Source organism: Amycolatopsis sp. GA6-003, assembly GCF_046267895.1.
In the GTDB taxonomy this organism is placed as follows: Bacteria; Actinomycetota; Actinomycetes; order Mycobacteriales; family Pseudonocardiaceae; genus Amycolatopsis.
This window is the reverse complement of the sequence record NZ_CP176499.1, coordinates 1,386,713-1,404,956: the sequence shown is the minus strand read 5'-3', so window position 1 is coordinate 1,404,956 and position 18,244 is coordinate 1,386,713. Positions and strand designations below refer to the sequence as shown.

Genomic DNA, 18,244 nt, shown 5'->3' with positions numbered 1-18,244 from the left:
CGATGCGCACTCGCTGGCGTGCCCGCCATGTGCTGGCCCATCAGAACGGGCGGCACGCCCTGCTGGAAAACGGCGAGGTCGTCTGGGAGGACGACGTCGTCGTCTACGTCGGCCCGCGGTACGCCGGATCCGCCGATCTGGACGTCGACCTCGGCGAATCGCTCGTCCTCCCGGGCTTGATCGACCTCGACGCGCTGGCCGACGTGGACCATCTCCTTCTCGATTCCTGGGCCCCGGCGGACCGCGCGGCGGGGCTGCAGTGGTCCGAGGACTACTTCGCGAACCGCCGCCGCGACGTCTTCACGCCGGAAGAACGGCAGACCATTCGCGAGTACGCGCTCGTCCAGCTGGCGCTGCACGGCATCACGACGTTCATGCCGATCGCGTCGGAGGTCCATTCGTCCTGGGCCGAACCGTACGAGGAACTCGTCGCGATGGCGGACTTCTCGCGAAACCTCGGGCTGCGCGGATACCTAGGCCCGGCATACCGTTCCGGCGTCAACGTGGCCACTGTGGACGGTGCCCGCACGGTCGCCTTCGACGAGCGGCGCGGCGAGGAAGGACTAGCCGACGCGCTGCGATTTCTCGACCACGCAAAGGAACTCGGCGACCCGCTCGTCAACGGCGCGCTGCTGCCGTGCCGCATCGAAACCCTCACCGAAGACCTCATGCGCGCCACCGCCGCCGCGGCGCGCGAACGCGATGTCCTCGTTCGGCTCCACTGCCTGCAAGGCGTGCTGGAACGAGAACTGGTCCTGGACCGTTACGGCGTGGCACCGCTGGAAATGCTCAAGCGCACCGGCCTGCTCAGCGATCGGCTGCTGATCCCGCACGGCCAGGTCCTCGACCGCCATCCCGACGTCTACGGCGAAGACCGAGGCGACGTCGCGACCTTGGCCGCGGCCGGCGCGTCCGTGATCCATTGCCCGCTCACGTCTTTCCGCTACGGCCACGCCCTCCGCTCGTTCCGCGACTACCGCGAAGCCGGCCTGAACCTGTGCCTGGGCACCGATTCCTTCCCGCCAGACCTGGTGCGCGGCATGGACGTCGGCGTCCACCTGGCGAAGGTACTCGACGGCCGCGCCGACGCGGCCCCGGCGGAGTGGTACGTCGAAGCCGCGACGCTCGGCGGGGCCCGCGCGCTCCGCCGCGACGACCTTGGCAAGCTGGCGCCGGGCGCGCAGGCGGACCTCGTCGCGTTCCACGTAGGCGATCTGCGCGACGGCGTCCAGGACGACCCGATCCGCACGTTCCTGCTCAGCGGTACCGCCCGCCAGGCAACGCATTCCGTCGTCGCGGGCCAGCCGGTGCTGGTGGACGGGCACGTGCCCGGCGTCGACGAGCAGGACCTCCGCCGTCGCGCGCAGGCGTTGTTCGAGAAGATGCGCGCCGCCTATCCGGAGCGGGACGTCGAACGCCGGGAGGCGGGGGAGTTGTTCCCCCCGACCTTCCCGGCGTTCCAGGAGTAGCGGCGGGGCGGGGCTATCGCCGCGAGACGATCGCCCCGCCCTTCACCACCAGCCGCCGCGGAGGATGGGACACGACGGCCTCGGCCGGGTATGCTGTGTCGACAAGGAAGAAATCGGCGTGGTCGCCGACCCGCAGGCCGTAATCGTTGAGCCGCAACGCTTTCGCGCCGCCGTACGTCGCCGCGTGCAGCGCGAGTTCGATCTCCGGGTCGGTCCGGAACGAGCTGCGGTACGCCAGGTGCATGGCGCGCGTCAACATGTCGCCGTCGCCGTACGGTCCCCACAGGTCGCGGATGCCGTCGTTGCCGCACGCGACATTCGCGCCCGCAGCGTGCATTTTGGCCAGCGGAGGCACCGGCCGGTCGTACACCGCCGCCGTGGTCAGCGTGATCTGCTGCTCGGCGAGGCCCTCGATCAGCCGGTCCTGCTGCGCGTCCGGGATGCCGCAGATGCCGAACGCGTGCCCGATCGCGACCTTCCCGGCGAGCCCGAGCGCTTTCGTCCGCTCGATGATCAGCTCGATTTCCCAGGCCCCGAGCGGACCTTCGTCGTGCAGATGCAGGTCGACGCCGCACCCGTGCCGCGCGGCGAGGTCGAAGATCGCGTCGAGATGCCCGCGCGGGTCGCGGTCGTAGCCGGCCGGATCGATGCCGCCGACGTTCTCCACGCCGGACGCCACGGCCCGCTCCAGCAATTCCAGCGTGCCGGGCCGGGTGAGCAGGCCGCCCTGGGGGAAGGCGACCTGCTCGACGGTGACCCGGCCGCGATGCCGCGCCGCCGCCTCCCGCACCGCCTCGATGCCGGACAGCCCCAGTTCGGGGTCGACATCGGTGTGCGTGCGGACGAACGAGGTGCCGTTCGCGATCATCGTGTCGAGCAGCGCGGCCGCGGGTTCGGGCGAGGGGAGCCCGAATTCCTTGCGGCGGCGCTGTTCGTTCGAGATCCGGTCGGCGAGGACCGAACCCGAGGTGTTCGGCGCCCAGGGGAGGCCCCAGAGTGTTTTGTCGAGGTGGCAGTGCGCGTCGACGAGGCCGGGCAGCAGCAGCGCGCCGCCGCCGTCCTCGACCGGAACATCGGCTGGAACATCAGCCGCGACATCAGCCGGGACGGCCGCCGCGGGCCCGAACCCGGCGATCCGCCCGTCGCGCACCAGCACGTCCGTCGGATCGCCGCCGCCGGGCCGGACGTTGCGCAGCAGCAGGTTCACGCGACTCCCTCCACGGCCTCGGCCCGGACGGCCGGCTCGCGCCGCTGGGAGGTGGCGAGGCTGACGCCGACGGTGAGCACGACGTTGACGACGATCGCGAGGAGTCCGGGATTGAGGCCCCACAACGTGTTCTTCGAAGCGAGGACCGTCCACGCGACGATCGCCACGCCGACCACGAGCCCGGTCGCCGCGCCCGCCTTGGTCAGCCGCCGCCACACCAGCCCCAACACGATCGCCGGGAAGAACTGGGAGACGCCGTTCTGGCCGGTGAGCAGCAGGTTCACCAGCAGGGCCGGCTGGAAGACCGCGAACACCAGCGCCACCGCGGTCACCACGACGACCAGCGCGCGCGACAGCCGGAACACGCCCAGTTCGGTGGTCTTCGGCCGCAGGACGCCCTGGTAGACGTTGCGGGCGAGCAGCGTCGCGGACTGCAGGAGCAGCAGGCTGATCGGCACGATCGCGGCCAGCGCGCCCGCGCCGCCGACGAGCCCGACCACCCACGACGGCATGGTCTTCACGGTCAGCGAAAGCAGCGCGCCGTTGGTGGCGCTGCCCTTCAGCCCGGGCACGACCAGCACCGCGGCGAAACCGACGAACAGCGTCAGCGCGATCAGGATCTGGTACAGCGGAAGGTAAATCGCGTTGCGGCGGATCGTCTGCTCGGACTTCGCGGTGTACATCGCGGCCAGCGCGTGCGGGAACATGAAGAACGCCGCGCTCGTGACCAGCAGGGTCGACATCATCCACGGCACGCCGAGCGGGCTGCCCGGCGCTGGTACGCCAAGGAAGCCGGGGTGCTGTGCCTGCACGGTGTCGATGAGATGCCCGAAACCGCCGAAGTAGTGCACCGGGATCGCGATGCCGACGACCAGCACGGTGCCGATCAGCAGGATGTCCTTGAGCACCGACACCCACGCGGCGGCCTTCATGCCGGACGCGTAGACGAACACCGCGATCAGCACGACCGCGAGCACCATGCTGGGGACCCGGTGGATGCCGGTCGTCGTCTCGACGATCTGGCCGAGGCCGAGCAGTTGCGCCTCGATGTAGGGGATCATGAACGCCACGCCGACGATCGCGGTCAGCGCGCCGAACCACGGGCTGCGGAACCGGTGGGTGAAGAAGTCCGCTTGCGTGACCAGGTGGTGCTTCTTCGCGTACCTCCACAATGGAGGGAGGAAGAAGTAGGACAGGACGAAGGCGCACGTTCCGTAGCCGGCGATGTAGAACGCCGCGCCGCCGTTGGCGTAGGCGAACCCGGAGGCGCCGAGGTAGGTGAAGGTCGAGTACGTCTCGCCCGCGGCGAGCACCCAGAACAGCAGCGTCCCGTAGGACCGGCCGGCGACCGTCCACTGTTCGAGGTCCATCTGCTTCCGGCCGCGCGCGGCGAGTCCGATGGCCACCGCCAGCGCCACCACGGCCAGCGCGACGACCGCGCCCGCGTTCATCGTTGCTCCTGCTCGGTTTCGGCGGCGCCCGGGCGCCGGATGCGGTCGGCGACGCCGAGGAAGACGGGCGTGAGGGCCACCCAGAGGAGGATCCAGAACCCGATCTCGGGCAGGAACCAGATCCGGCCGCCGCCGCTGAACCAGGGCAGGCCGGCGATCATCGCCACGTAGGGGGTGAAGGCCACCGCGGCCACCACTGCGGAACGCTTCATCGCGCACACCCTTCGTTGTTTGGTATACCATAAGCGCGGCTGGTGGCGGATTGTCAAGGGTGCCGACGGGACCGATGCGGGCTCGCTACCGTTTCTGACGGCGGAGCTTGGGGTTCGGGGTTGTTTGTCCGATTTGGACACGGCTGGCCAGAGGTGTTTCAGTCGCACTTTGGTAGACCGGATCGCCCGCGGTTGCCCAGGCGAACCGGTCGCCCGCAGCTCATGGTCGCGGTACGTGACCGATCGCGGCCGCGCTGGCGAGGGAGGTCAACCGGCGCGGGGTGCCGGTCGCGATCGTTCTCGAGCACCGGGCCGATCCGTTCGGGGTGCACAAGCTGCTGCGCGCGGTTCTGCGTTTCCTCGGCGACTGCGCGATTCCGGTACTGGTGCTGCGCGGTGATATCTCAGCACTAGGCCTTCCTGCCACGGTGCGCACGCGGCTGCGGTGGGCACGAGAAGCTCGTTGCGACACCTATATCCGGCGGGTGACCGAGGACCCGTTGCCGCGCGACATTCCGGGCCAGCCGACGACCGGGGCCGTCCGTCCGCGCACCCACGCAAGCACTCCTGTCCGGGCGCGTCGATCGGGTGCCTGAGCAGTGCGGTGAAAGGTCAGCGGCCGACGTCCAACCCGCCGGACAGCCCGCGGAAACACCGCACCGCCAACTCTGCCGGTGCCGCCTTTTCCTCAGTCCCAGCCCAGATCTCCAGCGAAACCCGGATCGCGTCCGTCGCCGCGGCCGCGACCAAATGCACCGTCACCTCGTCCGTCTCCGGAGCCAGCCGCGCCAGCACCGGCCGCAGTCGCGTTTCGGATTCGCCGTTCACCCGGTGCCATACCGCCGCCAGCGCCGAATCGTCGCCGCTCGCGGCGCGCAGCAATCCGCGTGTCCAGCTGAATTCCGGGGTGGCGTCGGCGGCGGAGATCGTCTTGCGGATCGCGTCCTCGACCGCTTTCAGCAGCGGCGTTCCTTCGGGCGTCGACGCGAGGTGCTCCCGCCACGAATCGGCCCCGACGACCAGCAGCGGCGCGACCGCGTCCTCTTTGGTGCGGAAGTAGCGGTAGAAGGTGCGCGGCGCGACGCCCGCCGCGGCGGCGATCGCTTCCGCGGTCGTTCCCTGTGCGCCCTGTTCGGTGAACAGGCGCGCGGCGGCGCGGGCGATGTCGAGTTGAGTCGCCGCTTTGCGCCGTTCGGTCAGGGTCGGGGTCTTTCCGCTCACGCGGCCACGGTACCTCAAGGGTGCAGGATTCGTCAGAGTGGCACAATGTGCCATCAAGGCGTAACGTGCCGAGCAGAGGAAAGGAGCGGACCATGAACCGTTACGAAGGACGCCGCGTGCTGATCACCGGAGCTGGCTCGGGCATCGGGCAGGCGACGGTCCTCCGGATGCTGGCCGAGGGCGGCCGCATCGTCGCCGCGGACGTGAGCGAAGCGGGCCTGGCGGACACCGTCGAGAAGGCGGGCGCCGCGGCGGACCGGCTGAGCACCGTGGTCGTGAATGTCGCCGACGAAGCGTCGGTGCGGACCGGGGTCGCGTCGGCGGTCGAGCGGCTCGGCGGGCTGGACGCGCTGGTCAACGCCGCGGGCATCCTGCGGTCGGCGCATACCCACGAGATGCCGCTCGAGGCGTTCGAGCAGGTGCTGCGCGTCAACCTGGTGGGCACATTCCTGGTGATCCGCGAGTCGATCCCGGCGCTGCGGGACGGCAGCAAGCCCGCGGTGGTGAACTTCAGCTCGACGTCCGCGATGTTCGCCCACCCGTACATGGCGGCGTACGCGGCGAGCAAGGGCGGCATCCAGTCGATGACGCACGCGCTGGCGTCCGAGTACGCGAAGGACGGCATCCGGTTCACCGCCGTGCAGCCCGGTTCGATCTCGTCGGGCATGACCGACGGCAGCGGCAAGAGCAAGCAGAGCGTCGGCCCGGGCTTTCCCGAGGACGCCGACTTCACCCTGCTCGGCAAGCTGCTTCCCGCGCTGGGCCAGGGATTCGCCGGTCCGGAGACAGTCGCGTCGGTCGTCGCGATGCTCGCCAGCGAGGACGCCGCGTTCATCACCGGCACCGAGGTCCGGATCGACGGCGGCACGCACTTCTGATGCGCGTTTTGTTCAAGAACCGGCGGACGGGCAGGCCGTAGCTTCGCGGCATGACACAGTTTTCGACCGCCCGGCGCGGGGTGCGGCGATGATCCTCGTGACCGGCGGCCTCGGCATGATCGGCGCGCACACGGCCCGGGCACTCGCCGATCTCGGGCAGGATGTGCTGGTCACCGGGCATCGCCGGACGGCCGTCCCGTCGTTCCTGGCGGGCCGGGTCGCCGTGGAAACGCTCGACGCGACCGACCGGGACGCCTTCCTCGCGCTCGGCGACCGGTACGACCTCACCGACATCGTCCACCTGGCAGGCAGCATTCCGGGCGAAGACCCGGTCGCGTTCTTCCGGACGGACCTGGCCGGTCTGACGAACGCCTTCGACGCGGCCCGGACGTGGCGGGTGCGCCGGTTCGCGGTGGCGAGCAGCCTCGGCGTGTACGTCGGCCGCGAGGAACCGAGCTGGCACGAGGAGTTGCCGCTGCCGGCCGCGGATCTGCCGCACCTGATCGTGGCGTTCAAGAAAGCCGTCGAACCGCTGACGACGCACAGCCTGCGGGGGAGCGGAGTCGAACCGGTGGTGCTGCGGATCGGGACGGTGTGGGGTCCGCTGGTCGACCCGGAATCGCCGTTCTTCCCGATTCCGTCGTATCTCAACGCCGGGCTGTGCGGCGCCACGCCGCGTCCGCTGGTCGCCGACGAGGGGTTCGACTGCTGTTACGCACCGGACGCCGGCCGCGCGATCGCGTTGCTCACCACGGCGCCGTCGTTGAGATATCACACCTACAACGTTTCGAGCGGGCAGCCGGCGACGAACCGCGAGTTCGCCGAGGCGTTGGCGGAGATCGTGCCAGGCGTGCCGGTTCGGCTGGAGCCCGGCGGGGAAACGGGACCGTATCTGGATATTTCCCGGCTCCGGGAGGAAACCGGCTTCGCGCCGGAGTTCGACGTGCGGGCGGCGGTGGCGGACTACGCGGAGTGGCGGAAGACTAATCCGCGCTGAGCTTCCACCGGCCACAGTGGACGGTCCGGCGGTGGTGCGAGAATGGCCGGATGGCAGGAGAACAGGGCGGCGAATCCGAGACGGACCGCGTGGTCCGGCAGCTCCGGGACGAGATCCTGGACGGAGTCCGCGCACCGGGCAGCAAGCTCGTCGAACGGGATCTCGCCGCGGACCTGGGGGTGAGCCGGGTCCCGGTGCGGGACGCGCTGAAAACGCTGGTCGCCGAGGGCCTGGTCACGCCGCGGCCCCGCACGTGGGCGGTGGTGCGGGAGTTCACCGCCAGCGACATCGCGGATCTGCAGGAAGTGCGCGCCGCGCTGGAAGTCCTGACGTTCAAGCTCGCCGCCATCCGCCATTCGCGCGCCGGACTCGACAAGCTCCGCGCCGCACTGGACGAGGAAACGGCCGCGGCGGCCGCCGGAGACGCCGTGACGGCCCGCCGCGCCGCGGCCGACTTCCACGAGGCCGTGACGGCGATGGCGGGAAACGAGCTGCTCAACGAGCTGGAACTGACGCTGCGCAGCCGGATGCGATGGCTGCTGGGCCAGCACGAGGATGTGGAACGGGTCGCGCGCGAGCACCGGGAACTGTACGACGCGATCGCCCGGCGGGACGTGGAGACCGTGGAAGCACTGCTGCTGGAGCACATGGAGAGCGGGCGACATCTGCGCGGGCTGGGACGCGACAACGACTGACGCGCCAGCGCCGTTCGACTGAGATCTCACCGCGTTATCGCGGATCTGGGCCCTGATTGCGGGTTGCCGAAGGGTGCGGTGGTCGCGTGCGGTTGTGCTGGGAGTGCTCGCCTGGTCGCACTGTCCTTTTCGGAGTGCGGGCCTGATGGTGGGTTGCTGAAGGGTGCAGTGGTCGCGTGCGGTTGTGCTCTGCGCGGGCAGAAGCAACGCGTGGGCATCGCGCGTGCGCTGGCGCTGGACCCGCGGCTGATCGTCTGCGACGAGCCGGTGTCCGCTTTGGACGTTTCGGTGCGGGCGCAGGTGATCAACCTGCTGCAGGACATCCAGCAGGAGACCGGGGTGGCGGTGAGGTATCTGGGACACCTGACTGAATACGGCACGACCGCGGAGGTGTTCGCCGCTCCTCGGCATCCGTACACGCGGGCGCTGCTGTCGGCGGTGCCTTCGCCGGGCGCGGACCGCGCGCACCGGATGCGGCTGGCTGGCGACCTGCCGAGCCCCTCGGATCCGCCGAGCGGCTGGGTGTTCCGCACGATCTCCCGGCAATGCTTGCCGTTCCGGCAAGTTTTCGTGCCCTCGCCGGACGGGGCTGGCGAAACTGGCCGCATGATCACCGCATCCCGGCTGGCGCCTCGCTCTGTCGTGGCGCTCGCTCTCTCCGTCTTGCTCGCGGTCGGCGCCGTGGCCTGCTCCGCCCCGGCTGCTCCGCCTTACGCCGCGGTCACCCAGAACGATCCCGCGTTCCAGAGCGCTTTCCGGCACGAATTCGCCGACGTCGACGGCGTCCGCATGCACTACGTCACCGGCGGCAGCGGCAGCCCGGTCGTCCTGATCCACGGCTGGCCGCAGACCTGGTACGGCTGGTGGCCGGTGATGCCGGAACTCGCGAAACACCACACCGTCTACGCGATCGACCTTCCCGGTCTGGGCGACAGCACCGGTTCTCCGAGCGGATACGACAAAGCCACCCTGGCCCGATATGTGCACACCCTGCTCGCCGGGCGGCTGAAAATCCGGAACGCCGCCGTCGTCGGCCACGATTTCGGTGCGGCGGTGGCATTCCAGTACGCCAGCCAATTCCCCGGCGACACCGCCCGGCTCGGCTATTTCGATTTGCCGCTTCCCGGTCCGGCGATCAACGCCGCTGCTTATCGGACGTTGAGCTGGCACATCGCTTTCCACTCCCAACGCCGGGTTCCCGAAGCGGTGGTCGGCGATGAGGTGCGGGAATACCTCGCACTGTTCTACCCGCAGGTTTCCTTCGGCGGGACGGCATTCGGCGGCAGCTCGGAACGGTCGCCGTTCACCGAGGCGGAGGTGAATGAGTACGCCAGGACATATAGCCGCCCTACAGTTCTGTCGGGTGGTTTTGAGCTTTACCGGGCGCTGGACAAGGATGTCCGCGACACTGTGGCTGCGGCACCGGTGAAGGCGCCGACGTTGCTTCTGACCGCTCAGGGCCAACTCGACGCGATCCGGGCGACGGTGGCACCGCGGATGACTAACCTCGTGCAGGCGGCGGAGGTTCCGCACGCCGGGCATTGGCTGGTCGAGGAGAATCCGCAGTTCGTCGCGGAGCAGTTGGTGCGCTTTCTGAACGGCTGACCGCGAATTTCGGACCTGGCACCTCCCCGGGCCATCGGAAACGACGACCCGGAGAGGGGTGGTCTGGACCGGTTTATTCCGCGATGAGGTCAGGCTCCGGAGACCGCCACCACGCCGGTCATGGTGCCCACGTAGGCGTGGTCGCCGGACAAGGTGGGAGAGGCGAAATGCGGAAGCGCGCCAATATCCAGCTGAGCCAGCACGGTCCCGTCGGCCGGGGACAACGCATACAGCACGCCGTCGTTCCAGTCCGTCACCCACACCGCGCCGCCGCCGATGGTCGGGGAGCCGTTCGCGGTCCCGTCGGTGTGCCAGGCCACCGTAGGAGTGCCGTCGGCGGCGATGCGGACCGCGCGCGGGCCGTCGTTGCAGGGCAGGTATGCGGTGTCGCCGCTGGTGGAGCTTCCGCCGAAGGACTGGCAGATCTCAGCTTTGGCCTGCTGCCCGCCGATTCCGCCGAGTTTGTCGTGGTGCAGCACGTATCCGGTTCCGCGTTTCCCGACCGCGATGACGTGGTCGCCGAGCAGCGTCGGGCTGGACGAACCGAGATCGAGGTCTTGCGCGTTGTCGTCGGCCCAGGTGTCCGGGGCGAACAGGTCCACCCGCTGCAGCGTGGGCGACAGCGCCAGCACGGAATCGCTGTCGTCGTACCCGGTGGTGGATTCGCCGTTGCCCACCGCGTAGAGCAGGCGTTGCCCGTCGACGACACCGCCGCCGGGCGCCCAGATCCCGGCTTCCCTGGTGGTCGGCACGCTGTAACTGAGCGGGTCGGTTCCCGCGGTGGTCGCCGACACCACCGAACCGATGTAGTTCGCGCAGTCCCCGGCGAGCCCGCCGTACGCCACGTAGACGCGGTCGCCGAGCACCGTCAGCGCCGCTCGCTGCTGGTGTGCCAACCGGTCGCCCTTGGGCGGTTCCAGTTCCGTGCGCACCTCGATCGCGCCGGTTTTGACGTTCACCCCGACGAGCACGTGCTGCCCGCCGGTGAGTTCGGCCAGCGCGAAAACCCGCGAGGTGGCCTGGTCGTAGGCCATGGTGCCGGTGATGCCGAGCGGGTCGATGTTGCCGCACGGCAACTCGGATCTTTTCGCCGGTTCGCCGACGTGCGCCGACCAGCGGACCGCGCCGGTGGCCGGGTCCAGCGCGTAGACGGTGTCGTTTTCCGTGGCAGCCAGAATCTGGCCGCCGACCACCAGCGGCTGTCCGTAAACCGCACCGTCCAAAGTGGTCTGCCAAGCGGTGCCGAGCGTGCCCAGCGGAGCGAGATCGGCCGCTTCGCCGGTGCGGGCATTGTCGTGGTGATAGGTAGGCCAGTCGCCCGCGGCGAGCTGCTGCCGGGAATGACCAGCAGCCGCCGGTCCCGCCGCTGCCGATGCCGCCGCCGGCGGGCTGGCGCCCAGGACGACGACCGCGATCGCGAACACTGTGCGGAGACAATTCCTTTTCATGAGGTATCACTCCTGGTCGCTGGTAAGCGACTCCCCGGTACCGCAGTATCCAGCCGGGCACCGGTTCGCGATACCTCCGAACGGCAGAACAAGCGCGCAGCGGCGGGAATGCTTGCGCTGGCACGACGTTTCGTACGACGGCCGCAGACATCCATGATTCAGACAGCTGTGCGTACCCTCGGCATTGGCTGCTCGCGGAGAATCCGCAGTTCTTCGCGGATAGTTGGCGCGCTTTCTCGACGACCGACGCCGCGCGCTGCGGATCCGCCTGTTTCCGGCTGGTGCCCGGCTTCACGCGCTGAGCCGGTTCCACCCGCAGCTCACCGACGACATCATCGAGCGGGCCCGCTACTGGCGTTCCGTGCTCATGGCGGAGTTGAGCGTGGTGCCCAGCCCCGCTGGATGATCCGGCCCAGTTCGTCCAGATGCGGCCGGGCTTCCCGGGCCGCGTCAGGGGCGGCGGTGTCGAACAGCAGCTCCAGTTCCAGGAGGGTGGTCTGGGCCTTGCGTTCCGGGGACACCGGCTCGTCCGAGCTTGCCCACGACTCGCTCCACTGGCTGGATCCTTCCCGGCCCACCGTGGACCGGAAAATCAGTTCCTCCACGGTGTCCACCGTCAGGTTCAGCTCCGCGGACCAGTGCCGCAGCAACTCGACGTATCTTGCGTACGCGGTGGGCCGCCACTCGTCGATCAGTGGGTGCAGGTTGGTGTGCGTCGCGAACCAGCGGCGTACAACAGAGTCCAGGATCGGGGCGCCGGCCGGGTCGGTGGACAGTGCGGCCGTGACGAACCGCAAATACTTGGTGCCGTACGCCACCCCGAGGTAGCGCAACGGCTTGTCCGCCAGAGCGCGGAACGCCGCCAACCCGCCGCGTTCGCGGGCGACGACTGCCACGGCCGCCAGTCGTTCGGTCGCGTCCGGGTTTTCGGCCAGCACGCGAGCGGTGCGCCAGGGGCCGTAGCCGGTGCGTCCGTAGCCCCAGATCATCGCGGCCAGGAAAGCTCGTTCCGCACCCTCCGGCGTCACCGCGTGCGCGGCGCGGCGGGTGGCTTCGGCTCGGTCGACGCGGTCGGGCAGTGCGTCCAGGAACGCCTGCTGCCTCGGGAACTGCCGTTGCCAGGCGTCGCGGGGCCAGCTGATCGGCGGCTGGGCCGGCTCGCCTTGTTCGCGCCAGCGCCGGACGGTGCGGAGCAGTGCTGCCGGAACTGGTATCTCACCTGGAACAGCTGTCATATCGCCGTGGTACTACAACGAGGAGCCATCAGATCACTGGGCCTCCGGGGTCGCGTTCGTCAAGGCCTGGGCAGAAGGGTTGGAACAGCGCTGATCCAAGTCTCGGCGCATGGGTGAAAGCGACACCGCCTCCGCCGATCAGGTCTAGACATCCGATGGATACCCGACTTACGCTCCCGCCCGTCACCGTTCGGTCACGGATCCGACAGGAGGGCCACCGTGTCGATTCCCGCGAGCCTGGCGCTTGCCGCGCTGCTGGCGGCCGGAGGTACGGCCGCTCCCGCCGCGGCGGAAACCTCCGCCTGCCACGGACCGATCCGGCCGGCCGCGATCCAGGTCGTGCAGTCGTGCGACGGCATGGACCGCATCCTCGCCAAGGCCGCCGCGACCGTGCCGCGCTCCGGGCAGATCGCCTGGCAGCAGCGGCCGGTCACCGCGTTCACGCACTTCGGCATGAACACTTTCACCGACCGGGAATGGGGTTCCGGCGCGGAGAAGGAGTCGACGTTCGCGCCCGCCGCGGTCGACACCGACCAGTGGATGCGGTCGATGAAGGCGGCCGGCGTGACGCAGGTGATGCTGACCGCGAAGCATCATGACGGGTTCGTCCTTTACCCGACGCGCTATACGAATCACTCCGTCGTCGCGAGCCCGTGGTGGGTCACTCGCGCCTGCGGCGACGCCGCGGTTGCGAAAGCCCGTGCGGCCGCGCAGAACGACCGGGCGCAGGACCCGTCCGCATACTGGCAGGTCCGCGCCGCCGGGTGCGCCAATCCGCATGGCGACATCTTGCGCGATTACGTCGATTCCGCGCGGAAAGCCGGGCTGAAAGTCGGCGTGTACTTGTCGCCCGCCGATGGTGCGGAGTTGCCCGCGCAGTTCTTCGCGGACCAGGTCAAGCGGGTCGAGGCGAAGGTCGCGGCGGGGCAGCCGCTGAGCATCGAGGAGCAGGCGACCTACGACGATCGTGCGAACACGCCCGCCGGTCAAGGAAGGTACGGCACGGGAAGCGCGGCGAAGGTCCGGACCATTCCGTCGCTGGTCCCGAACGACGACCGTGCCGCGGCGCTCGCGGCCGGAAAGCTGCCGAAGTTCACCGTCACCGAGGACGATTACAACACCTACTACCTGAACCAGATCTACGAGCTGTTCACGCAGTACGGCCCCATCGACGAGCTGTGGCTCGACGGAGCGAATCCCTGGCGCGGCAACGGGATCAGCGAAACGTACGATTTCCCGGCCTGGTTCCGGATGATCCACGCGCTGTCGCCGGACACGGTCACGTTCGCCGGGCCGGCGGGCGTGCGCTGGGTCGGCAACGAGAAGGGCCAGGCCCGCCAGACCGAATGGAGCGCGCTGCCGACCACGGGCGATCCGAACGCCGCGCACAACGAGGAGTTGTTCGTCGGCGGTGCGGAGGGCGCCGACCTCGGGTCGCGGCAGGTGCTCGCCGATCCGTCCGTGCGGTATCTGGAATGGGCACCGGCCGAAGCTGATGTATCAATCCGGCCGGGTTGGTTCTACCACCCGGACGAACAGCCGAAGACTCCCGCGCAGCTGGTCGACCTCTACCGCGCTTCGGTGGGACGCAACGCCTCGCTGCTGCTGAACGTTCCTCCCGGTCCCGACGGCCGGGTCGCTCCGGCGGACACCGCCGCGTTAGCGTCCTTCGGGGAAGCGATCGCGAAGACCCAGGGGCAGAACCTCGCCGCTGGTGCGCGCGGGCTCAGCGCGGTCACGGATTCCTCGCTCACCACGTCGTGGTCGCCGCCGCACGGCGCGCTCGCCGGGACGATGGACGTCGTGCTGCCGAAGCCCGTCGCCTTCGACCAGATCCGGCTGGGGGAGGACATCACCCGCGGCCAGCACGTCGAGGGCGCCACCGTCCAGGCCGAAGTGGACGGTGCCTGGCGCACGATCGCGACCGTCACCACGATCGGCGCCAACCGTCTCGTCACCCTTCCGGCACCGGTCGCCGCCCGCCGTTTGCGCGTGGTAGTCACGCAGTCGCGAGCGACGCCGTACCTGGCTGCCTTCGCGTTGTACCGGACCGTTCCCGCCGCCTGAGAGGAAGTCATGACTCTACGCCGCAGAGCCTGGCTCGCCGCTGTCGTCGCGACGAGTGCCCTCGCTGTCGTCCAGCCCGCCGCAGCCAAGCCGGGTTCGGTGCCGGTCGTTTCCCCGACCCCGCACCAAATCGCCCGCGATTCCGCCGACGTCCCGTTGCCGTCCTCGGTCGTGCTGGTCACCGACCGCACCACCGACGGCCCGGCCAAGGACCTGCTGATTTCGCTGTTGCGACAGCACGGAGTCAAGAAGATCAGCACCGGCGCGCAGCGCGGGTTCGCCATTCGGCTCGGCGGCGGGGGAGACGCGCCGGCTCAGGCCGAGGGCTATTCGCTCGGCGTGCGACGCGACGGAGTGAGCATCACCGGCCGCGACGGTGCCGGGCAATTCTATGGTGTGCAGACGTTGCGGCAGCTGTTCATCCGAAGTGGACACAGCTGGGCGGTAAGCGGCGTCGCGGTGCGGGACTGGCCGAACATGGCGCTTCGCGGGTCGATCGAAGGCTTCTACGGTCCACCGTGGACGAACGAGGACCGCGTGCGACAGCTCAAGTTCCTCGGCGAGACCAAAGCGAACACGTACATCTACAGCGCGAAAGACGACGCGTACCTGCGCGCGCAGTGGCGGGATCCGTATCCGCAGCAAGAGCTGGCCGCGCTCGGGCAGCTGGTGCGCACGGCGAACGCGAACCACGTCGACTTCACCTATGCGCTGTCTCCCGGAGTCTCGATCTGTTTCTCCTCGCCTCAGGATGTCGCGGCGGTGAAAGCGAAATTCCAGACTGTCTACGATCTCGGCGTGCGGTCGTTCTCCTTGCCGTTCGACGACATCTCCTACACCAAGTGGAACTGCGCGGGCGACCAGGCGGCGTACGGGGCACCTGGCCAGGCCGCCGCGGGCAAGGCGCAGGTCTCGCTGCTCAACGAGATCACCAAGAACTTCGTGAAGACGCACGACGGAGTCCGTCCACTGCAGACAGTCCCGACGGAATACAGCGACCTCAAGGATTCTCCGTACAAGACGCAGCTGCGGGAGCACCTCGATCCGTCGGTGGTCGTGCAATGGACCGGTACCGCGGTGGTGCCGCCGAGTGTCACTAACGACGAAGCGCAACAGGTGTCCACTGTGTACGGACGGAAAGTGTTCCTCTGGGACAACTATCCGGTCAACGATTACGAACAGTCGGCAGGTCGGCTGTTGCTCGCGCCGTACGCGCACCGTGAAGCGGGGTTGTCGAAGTATCTCAACGGCATCGTCTCGAATCCGATGAACCAGGAAGCGGCCAGCGAGGTCGCCGAGTTCGGGGTGGCCGACTTCTCGTGGAACGACGCGGGCTACGAACCGGACCGCTCGTGGCCGCAGGCGCTGGCTCGGCTCGCTGGCGGCGATCCACGCGCGACGGCGGCGCTGAAGGTGTTCGCGGACCTCGAACACCTGGCACCCGTGTTCGGTCCCACGCCGTGGCAGCCCCAGGCACCCGTACTCGCGGCCAAGGTCGCCGAGTTTTGGCAGCGCTGGAACGCCGGCGACCACCGTGCGCTGGGCAAGCTGCGTTCGTATGCCGAACAGATCCGCAACGCTCCCGCCGTGATCCGCGGCGGACAGGTGCAGAGCGCGTTCGTCGCCGAGGCGGCCCCGTGGCTGGACGCGACCGCGCTCTGGGGCGACGCGATGGTGACCCGGCTGGACGCCCTCGCCGCGGCGACCCGAGGGGACGACGCCACGGCACAACGGCTGACGGCAGCCGCGGACGCGCAGGTCAAGCGCGCGGAGGCGGTGAAGACGGGCAACAGCAACCGGTGGGGCGTGCGGCAGGCACTCGTCGGCGACGGCGTGCTCGACGCGTTCCTCGTCCAGATCCGCGCGGCGACGGCCGGCTGCACGGAGGAGTGATGGACGTGAGCAGGAGGAGTTTCCTCGGCGGCGCGGCCGCGGTCGCGGCGAGCACGGTGTTCGCCGGACCGGCGGGCGCGGCCGGCCGGCGCGGGCTGAGCGTGTCCGGCGACCGGTTCTTGCTGGACGGCAAGCCGTTCCAGATCGTTTCCGGCGCGATCCACTACTTCCGGCTGCGTCCGGACCAGTGGCACGACCGGCTGTCGCGGCTCAAAGCGCTGGGCCTCAACACCGTCGAAACCTATGTGGCGTGGAATTTCCACCAGCCCGCGCCCGGCCGCGCCGATTTCCGCGGCCCCCGCGACGTCGCGGCGTTCATCCGGCTGGCCGGGGAACTCGGATTCCAGGTCATCGTCCGGCCGAGCCCGTACATCTGCGCGGAATGGGAATTCGGCGGTCTTCCCGCGTGGCTGCTCGCGGACCGGAACATGGAGCTGCGCTGCGCCGATCCGGCTTATCTCAAGGCCGTCGACGCGTGGTACGACCAGCTGATCCCGCAGCTCGCTCCGCTGGAGGCGCAGTACGGCGGGCCGATCGTGGCCGTGCAGATCGAAAACGAATACGGCAGTTACGGCAATGACACGAGCTATCTCGCGCATTTGCGGGACAGTCTGCGGGCGCGCGGAATAACCAGCCTTCTCTTCGTCGCCGACGGTGCTTCCGAATTCTTCATGCGGTTCGGCGAATTGCCGGGCACTTTGGAAGTCGGAACCGGCGACGGCGATCCGGCGCCGAGCATCGCCGCGCTGAAAGCCTTCCGCCCCGGCGCGCCGGTCATGATGGCCGAATACTGGGACGGCTGGTTCGACCACTGGGGCGAACAGCACCACACCACCGATCCCGGGCAAACCGCCGCCCACGTCGACCAGCTGCTGGCTACCGGCGCTTCGGTGAACCTGTACATGGCCTGCGGTGGCACCAACTACGGCTTCACTGCTGGCGCCAACACCTCCGGTCTGCAATATCAGCCCACGGTGACCAGCTACGATTACGATTCCCCAGTCGGCGAGGCGGGCGATGTCGGCGCGAAGTTCACTGCCCTGCAAGCCGTGATTGCCAAATACACCAAGCAACCGATCGTCCCCGCGCCGGCTCGCTCGCCTCGCCTGCCCGCGCAGTCGGTCGCCCCGTCCGGCGCGGTGTCCCTTTTGGACTCGCTGCCGGTACTGTCCACTGTGGTCCGCTCAGCGCAACCGGTCTCCATGGAACGGCTGGGCCAGTCGACCGGCCTGATCCACTACCGCACCACCGTGCAGGGCCCGCATTCCGGCCCGCTGAGCATCCACGGCCTGGCGGACCGCGCGCTGGTGTTCGCCGACGGGGTGCAGCTGGGCGTTCTGGACCGCAACCGTCCGGACGCGACGCTGGACCTGAAACTCGAGAAGCCGCGGACCCGGCTGGATATCCTGGTCGACCCCATGGGCCGGGTGAACTACGGGCCGTACCTGGCGGATCGCAAGGGCATCGACGGCTGGGTCGCGATGAACACCCAGCAGAAACTGTTCGGATGGGAGATCCGGCCGCTCCCGCTGGACGACCTGTCCCGGCTGCGGTTCTCTTCCGCCCCGCCCGGCGCCGGGCCGGCCTTCCACCGGGCGACCGCCCTGATCGCCGAGCCGGCCGACGGTTTCCTCGCCCTGCCCGGCTGGGAGAAGGGCGTCGTGTGGCTGAACGGCTTCAACCTCGGCCGGTACTGGAACATCGGCCCGCAGAAGACGCTGTACGCGCCGGAGTCGTTGTGGCGGAAGGGGAAGAACGAGCTGGTGGTGCTGGAAATGCACCGTCCGGGGAAGGCGATCGAAATCCGTCCGGAGGCGGACCTGGGCTGAACGCCGCGGACGGTCGAGGACAGCCAGGGGCAGCCAG

General features: G+C 69.2%; 15 protein-coding genes and 1 pseudogene. 10 read left to right on the top strand and 6 right to left on the bottom strand.

Annotated features, from left to right (window positions below; genetic code table 11):
- Positions 1 to 2: 2 nt before the first annotated feature.
- Positions 3 to 1,469, top strand: a complete 1,467-nt coding sequence (locus F9C12_RS06000) for a chlorohydrolase family protein (RefSeq protein ID WP_409465096.1) — start codon at positions 3 to 5, stop codon at positions 1,467 to 1,469.
- Positions 1,470 to 1,482: 13 nt separating this feature from the next.
- Here the strand turns inward: F9C12_RS06000 and F9C12_RS05995 are convergent, their stop codons facing one another.
- The 3 genes from F9C12_RS05995 to F9C12_RS05985 are packed head-to-tail and all read right to left on the bottom strand — an operon-like array spanning position 1,483 to position 4,339.
- Positions 1,483 to 2,676, bottom strand: a complete 1,194-nt coding sequence (locus tag F9C12_RS05995; protein ID WP_409465095.1) for an amidohydrolase — start codon at positions 2,674 to 2,676, stop codon at positions 1,483 to 1,485.
- A complete protein-coding gene (locus F9C12_RS05990; protein WP_409465094.1) occupies positions 2,673 to 4,127 on the bottom strand; it encodes a sodium:solute symporter in 1,455 nt (484 codons plus the stop codon). Before F9C12_RS05990 ends, F9C12_RS05995 begins: the two co-directional genes overlap by 4 nt.
- Positions 4,124 to 4,339: a hypothetical protein gene (locus tag F9C12_RS05985; protein WP_037713851.1), complete on the bottom strand. Its 216-nt coding sequence runs from the start codon at positions 4,337 to 4,339 to the stop codon at positions 4,124 to 4,126. Before F9C12_RS05985 ends, F9C12_RS05990 begins: the two co-directional genes overlap by 4 nt.
- A 281-nt stretch (positions 4,340 to 4,620) precedes the next feature.
- On the opposite strand from F9C12_RS05985, the gene F9C12_RS05980 reads away from it, so the two are divergent.
- Positions 4,621 to 4,935: a hypothetical protein gene (locus tag F9C12_RS05980; protein ID WP_409465093.1), complete on the top strand. Its 315-nt coding sequence runs from the start codon at positions 4,621 to 4,623 to the stop codon at positions 4,933 to 4,935.
- A gap of 16 nt (positions 4,936 to 4,951) precedes the next feature.
- On the opposite strand, the gene F9C12_RS05975 is transcribed toward F9C12_RS05980, so the two are convergent.
- Positions 4,952 to 5,560 carry a TetR/AcrR family transcriptional regulator gene (locus tag F9C12_RS05975; protein ID WP_409465092.1) on the bottom strand — a complete coding sequence of 203 codons (609 nt, stop codon included), beginning with the start codon at positions 5,558 to 5,560 and terminating at the stop codon, positions 4,952 to 4,954.
- Positions 5,561 to 5,652: 92 nt separating this feature from the next.
- On the opposite strand from F9C12_RS05975, the gene F9C12_RS05970 reads away from it, so the two are divergent.
- The 5 genes and pseudogenes from F9C12_RS05970 (at position 5,653) to F9C12_RS05950 (ending at position 9,735) form a co-directional block, all read left to right on the top strand.
- Positions 5,653 to 6,438: an SDR family NAD(P)-dependent oxidoreductase gene (locus tag F9C12_RS05970; protein ID WP_409465091.1), complete on the top strand. Its 786-nt coding sequence runs from the start codon at positions 5,653 to 5,655 to the stop codon at positions 6,436 to 6,438.
- Between the two features lie 88 nt (positions 6,439 to 6,526).
- Positions 6,527 to 7,435, top strand: a complete 909-nt coding sequence (locus F9C12_RS05965) for an NAD-dependent epimerase/dehydratase family protein (protein WP_409465090.1) — start codon at positions 6,527 to 6,529, stop codon at positions 7,433 to 7,435.
- A gap of 50 nt (positions 7,436 to 7,485) precedes the next feature.
- On the top strand, positions 7,486 to 8,130 hold the full coding sequence (locus tag F9C12_RS05960) for a GntR family transcriptional regulator (RefSeq protein ID WP_409180964.1): 645 nt from the start codon (positions 7,486 to 7,488) through the stop codon (positions 8,128 to 8,130).
- Between the two features lie 195 nt (positions 8,131 to 8,325).
- Positions 8,326 to 8,664: pseudogene (locus F9C12_RS05955) on the top strand (oligopeptide/dipeptide ABC transporter ATP-binding protein); the annotation flags it as partial.
- A gap of 72 nt (positions 8,665 to 8,736) precedes the next feature.
- Positions 8,737 to 9,735 carry an alpha/beta fold hydrolase gene (locus F9C12_RS05950; RefSeq protein WP_409466970.1) on the top strand — a complete coding sequence of 333 codons (999 nt, stop codon included), beginning with the start codon at positions 8,737 to 8,739 and terminating at the stop codon, positions 9,733 to 9,735.
- An 89-nt stretch (positions 9,736 to 9,824) separates the two neighbouring features.
- On the opposite strand, the gene F9C12_RS05945 is transcribed toward F9C12_RS05950, so the two are convergent.
- Positions 9,825 to 11,183, bottom strand: a complete 1,359-nt coding sequence (locus tag F9C12_RS05945; RefSeq protein WP_409465089.1) for a PQQ-binding-like beta-propeller repeat protein — start codon at positions 11,181 to 11,183, stop codon at positions 9,825 to 9,827.
- Positions 11,184 to 11,548: 365 nt separating this feature from the next.
- On the bottom strand, positions 11,549 to 12,418 hold the full coding sequence (locus F9C12_RS05940; RefSeq protein ID WP_409465088.1) for a hypothetical protein: 870 nt from the start codon (positions 12,416 to 12,418) through the stop codon (positions 11,549 to 11,551).
- A gap of 219 nt (positions 12,419 to 12,637) precedes the next feature.
- Here F9C12_RS05940 and F9C12_RS05935 point away from each other — a divergent pair, with 219 nt between their 5' ends.
- Genes F9C12_RS05935 through F9C12_RS05925 form a run of 3 tightly spaced genes read left to right on the top strand, consistent with a single transcriptional unit; the run spans position 12,638 to position 18,207 of the window.
- Entirely contained in the window at positions 12,638 to 14,485 is a 1,848-nt protein-coding gene (locus F9C12_RS05935) for an alpha-L-fucosidase (RefSeq protein WP_409465087.1), read from the top strand.
- Between the two features lie 9 nt (positions 14,486 to 14,494).
- Positions 14,495 to 16,378 carry a beta-N-acetylglucosaminidase domain-containing protein gene (locus F9C12_RS05930; RefSeq protein WP_409465086.1) on the top strand — a complete coding sequence of 628 codons (1,884 nt, stop codon included), beginning with the start codon at positions 14,495 to 14,497 and terminating at the stop codon, positions 16,376 to 16,378.
- Positions 16,378 to 18,207, top strand: a complete 1,830-nt coding sequence (locus tag F9C12_RS05925; RefSeq protein ID WP_409465085.1) for a beta-galactosidase — start codon at positions 16,378 to 16,380, stop codon at positions 18,205 to 18,207. The genes F9C12_RS05930 and F9C12_RS05925 overlap by 1 nt, the downstream gene beginning before the upstream one ends.
- Positions 18,208 to 18,244 lie beyond the last annotated feature (37 nt).

Excerpts from the sequence above, each read along its gene's own strand:
- F9C12_RS06000 (WP_409465096.1), top strand. The coding sequence starts at position 3 with ATGCGCACTCGCTGGCGTGCCCGCCATGTGCTGGCCCATCAGAACGGG.
- F9C12_RS05990 (WP_409465094.1), bottom strand. The coding sequence starts at position 4,127 with ATGAACGCGGGCGCGGTCGTCGCGCTGGCCGTGGTGGCGCTGGCGGTG.
- F9C12_RS05985 (WP_037713851.1), bottom strand. The coding sequence starts at position 4,339 with ATGAAGCGTTCCGCAGTGGTGGCCGCGGTGGCCTTCACCCCCTACGTG.
- F9C12_RS05970 (WP_409465091.1), top strand. The coding sequence starts at position 5,653 with ATGAACCGTTACGAAGGACGCCGCGTGCTGATCACCGGAGCTGGCTCG.
- F9C12_RS05965 (WP_409465090.1), top strand. The coding sequence starts at position 6,527 with ATGATCCTCGTGACCGGCGGCCTCGGCATGATCGGCGCGCACACGGCC.
- F9C12_RS05960 (WP_409180964.1), top strand. The coding sequence starts at position 7,486 with ATGGCAGGAGAACAGGGCGGCGAATCCGAGACGGACCGCGTGGTCCGG.
- F9C12_RS05950 (WP_409466970.1), top strand. The coding sequence starts at position 8,737 with ATGATCACCGCATCCCGGCTGGCGCCTCGCTCTGTCGTGGCGCTCGCT.
- F9C12_RS05945 (WP_409465089.1), bottom strand. The coding sequence starts at position 11,183 with ATGAAAAGGAATTGTCTCCGCACAGTGTTCGCGATCGCGGTCGTCGTC.
- F9C12_RS05940 (WP_409465088.1), bottom strand. The coding sequence starts at position 12,418 with ATGACAGCTGTTCCAGGTGAGATACCAGTTCCGGCAGCACTGCTCCGC.
- F9C12_RS05930 (WP_409465086.1), top strand. The coding sequence starts at position 14,495 with ATGACTCTACGCCGCAGAGCCTGGCTCGCCGCTGTCGTCGCGACGAGT.
- F9C12_RS05925 (WP_409465085.1), top strand. The coding sequence starts at position 16,378 with ATGGACGTGAGCAGGAGGAGTTTCCTCGGCGGCGCGGCCGCGGTCGCG.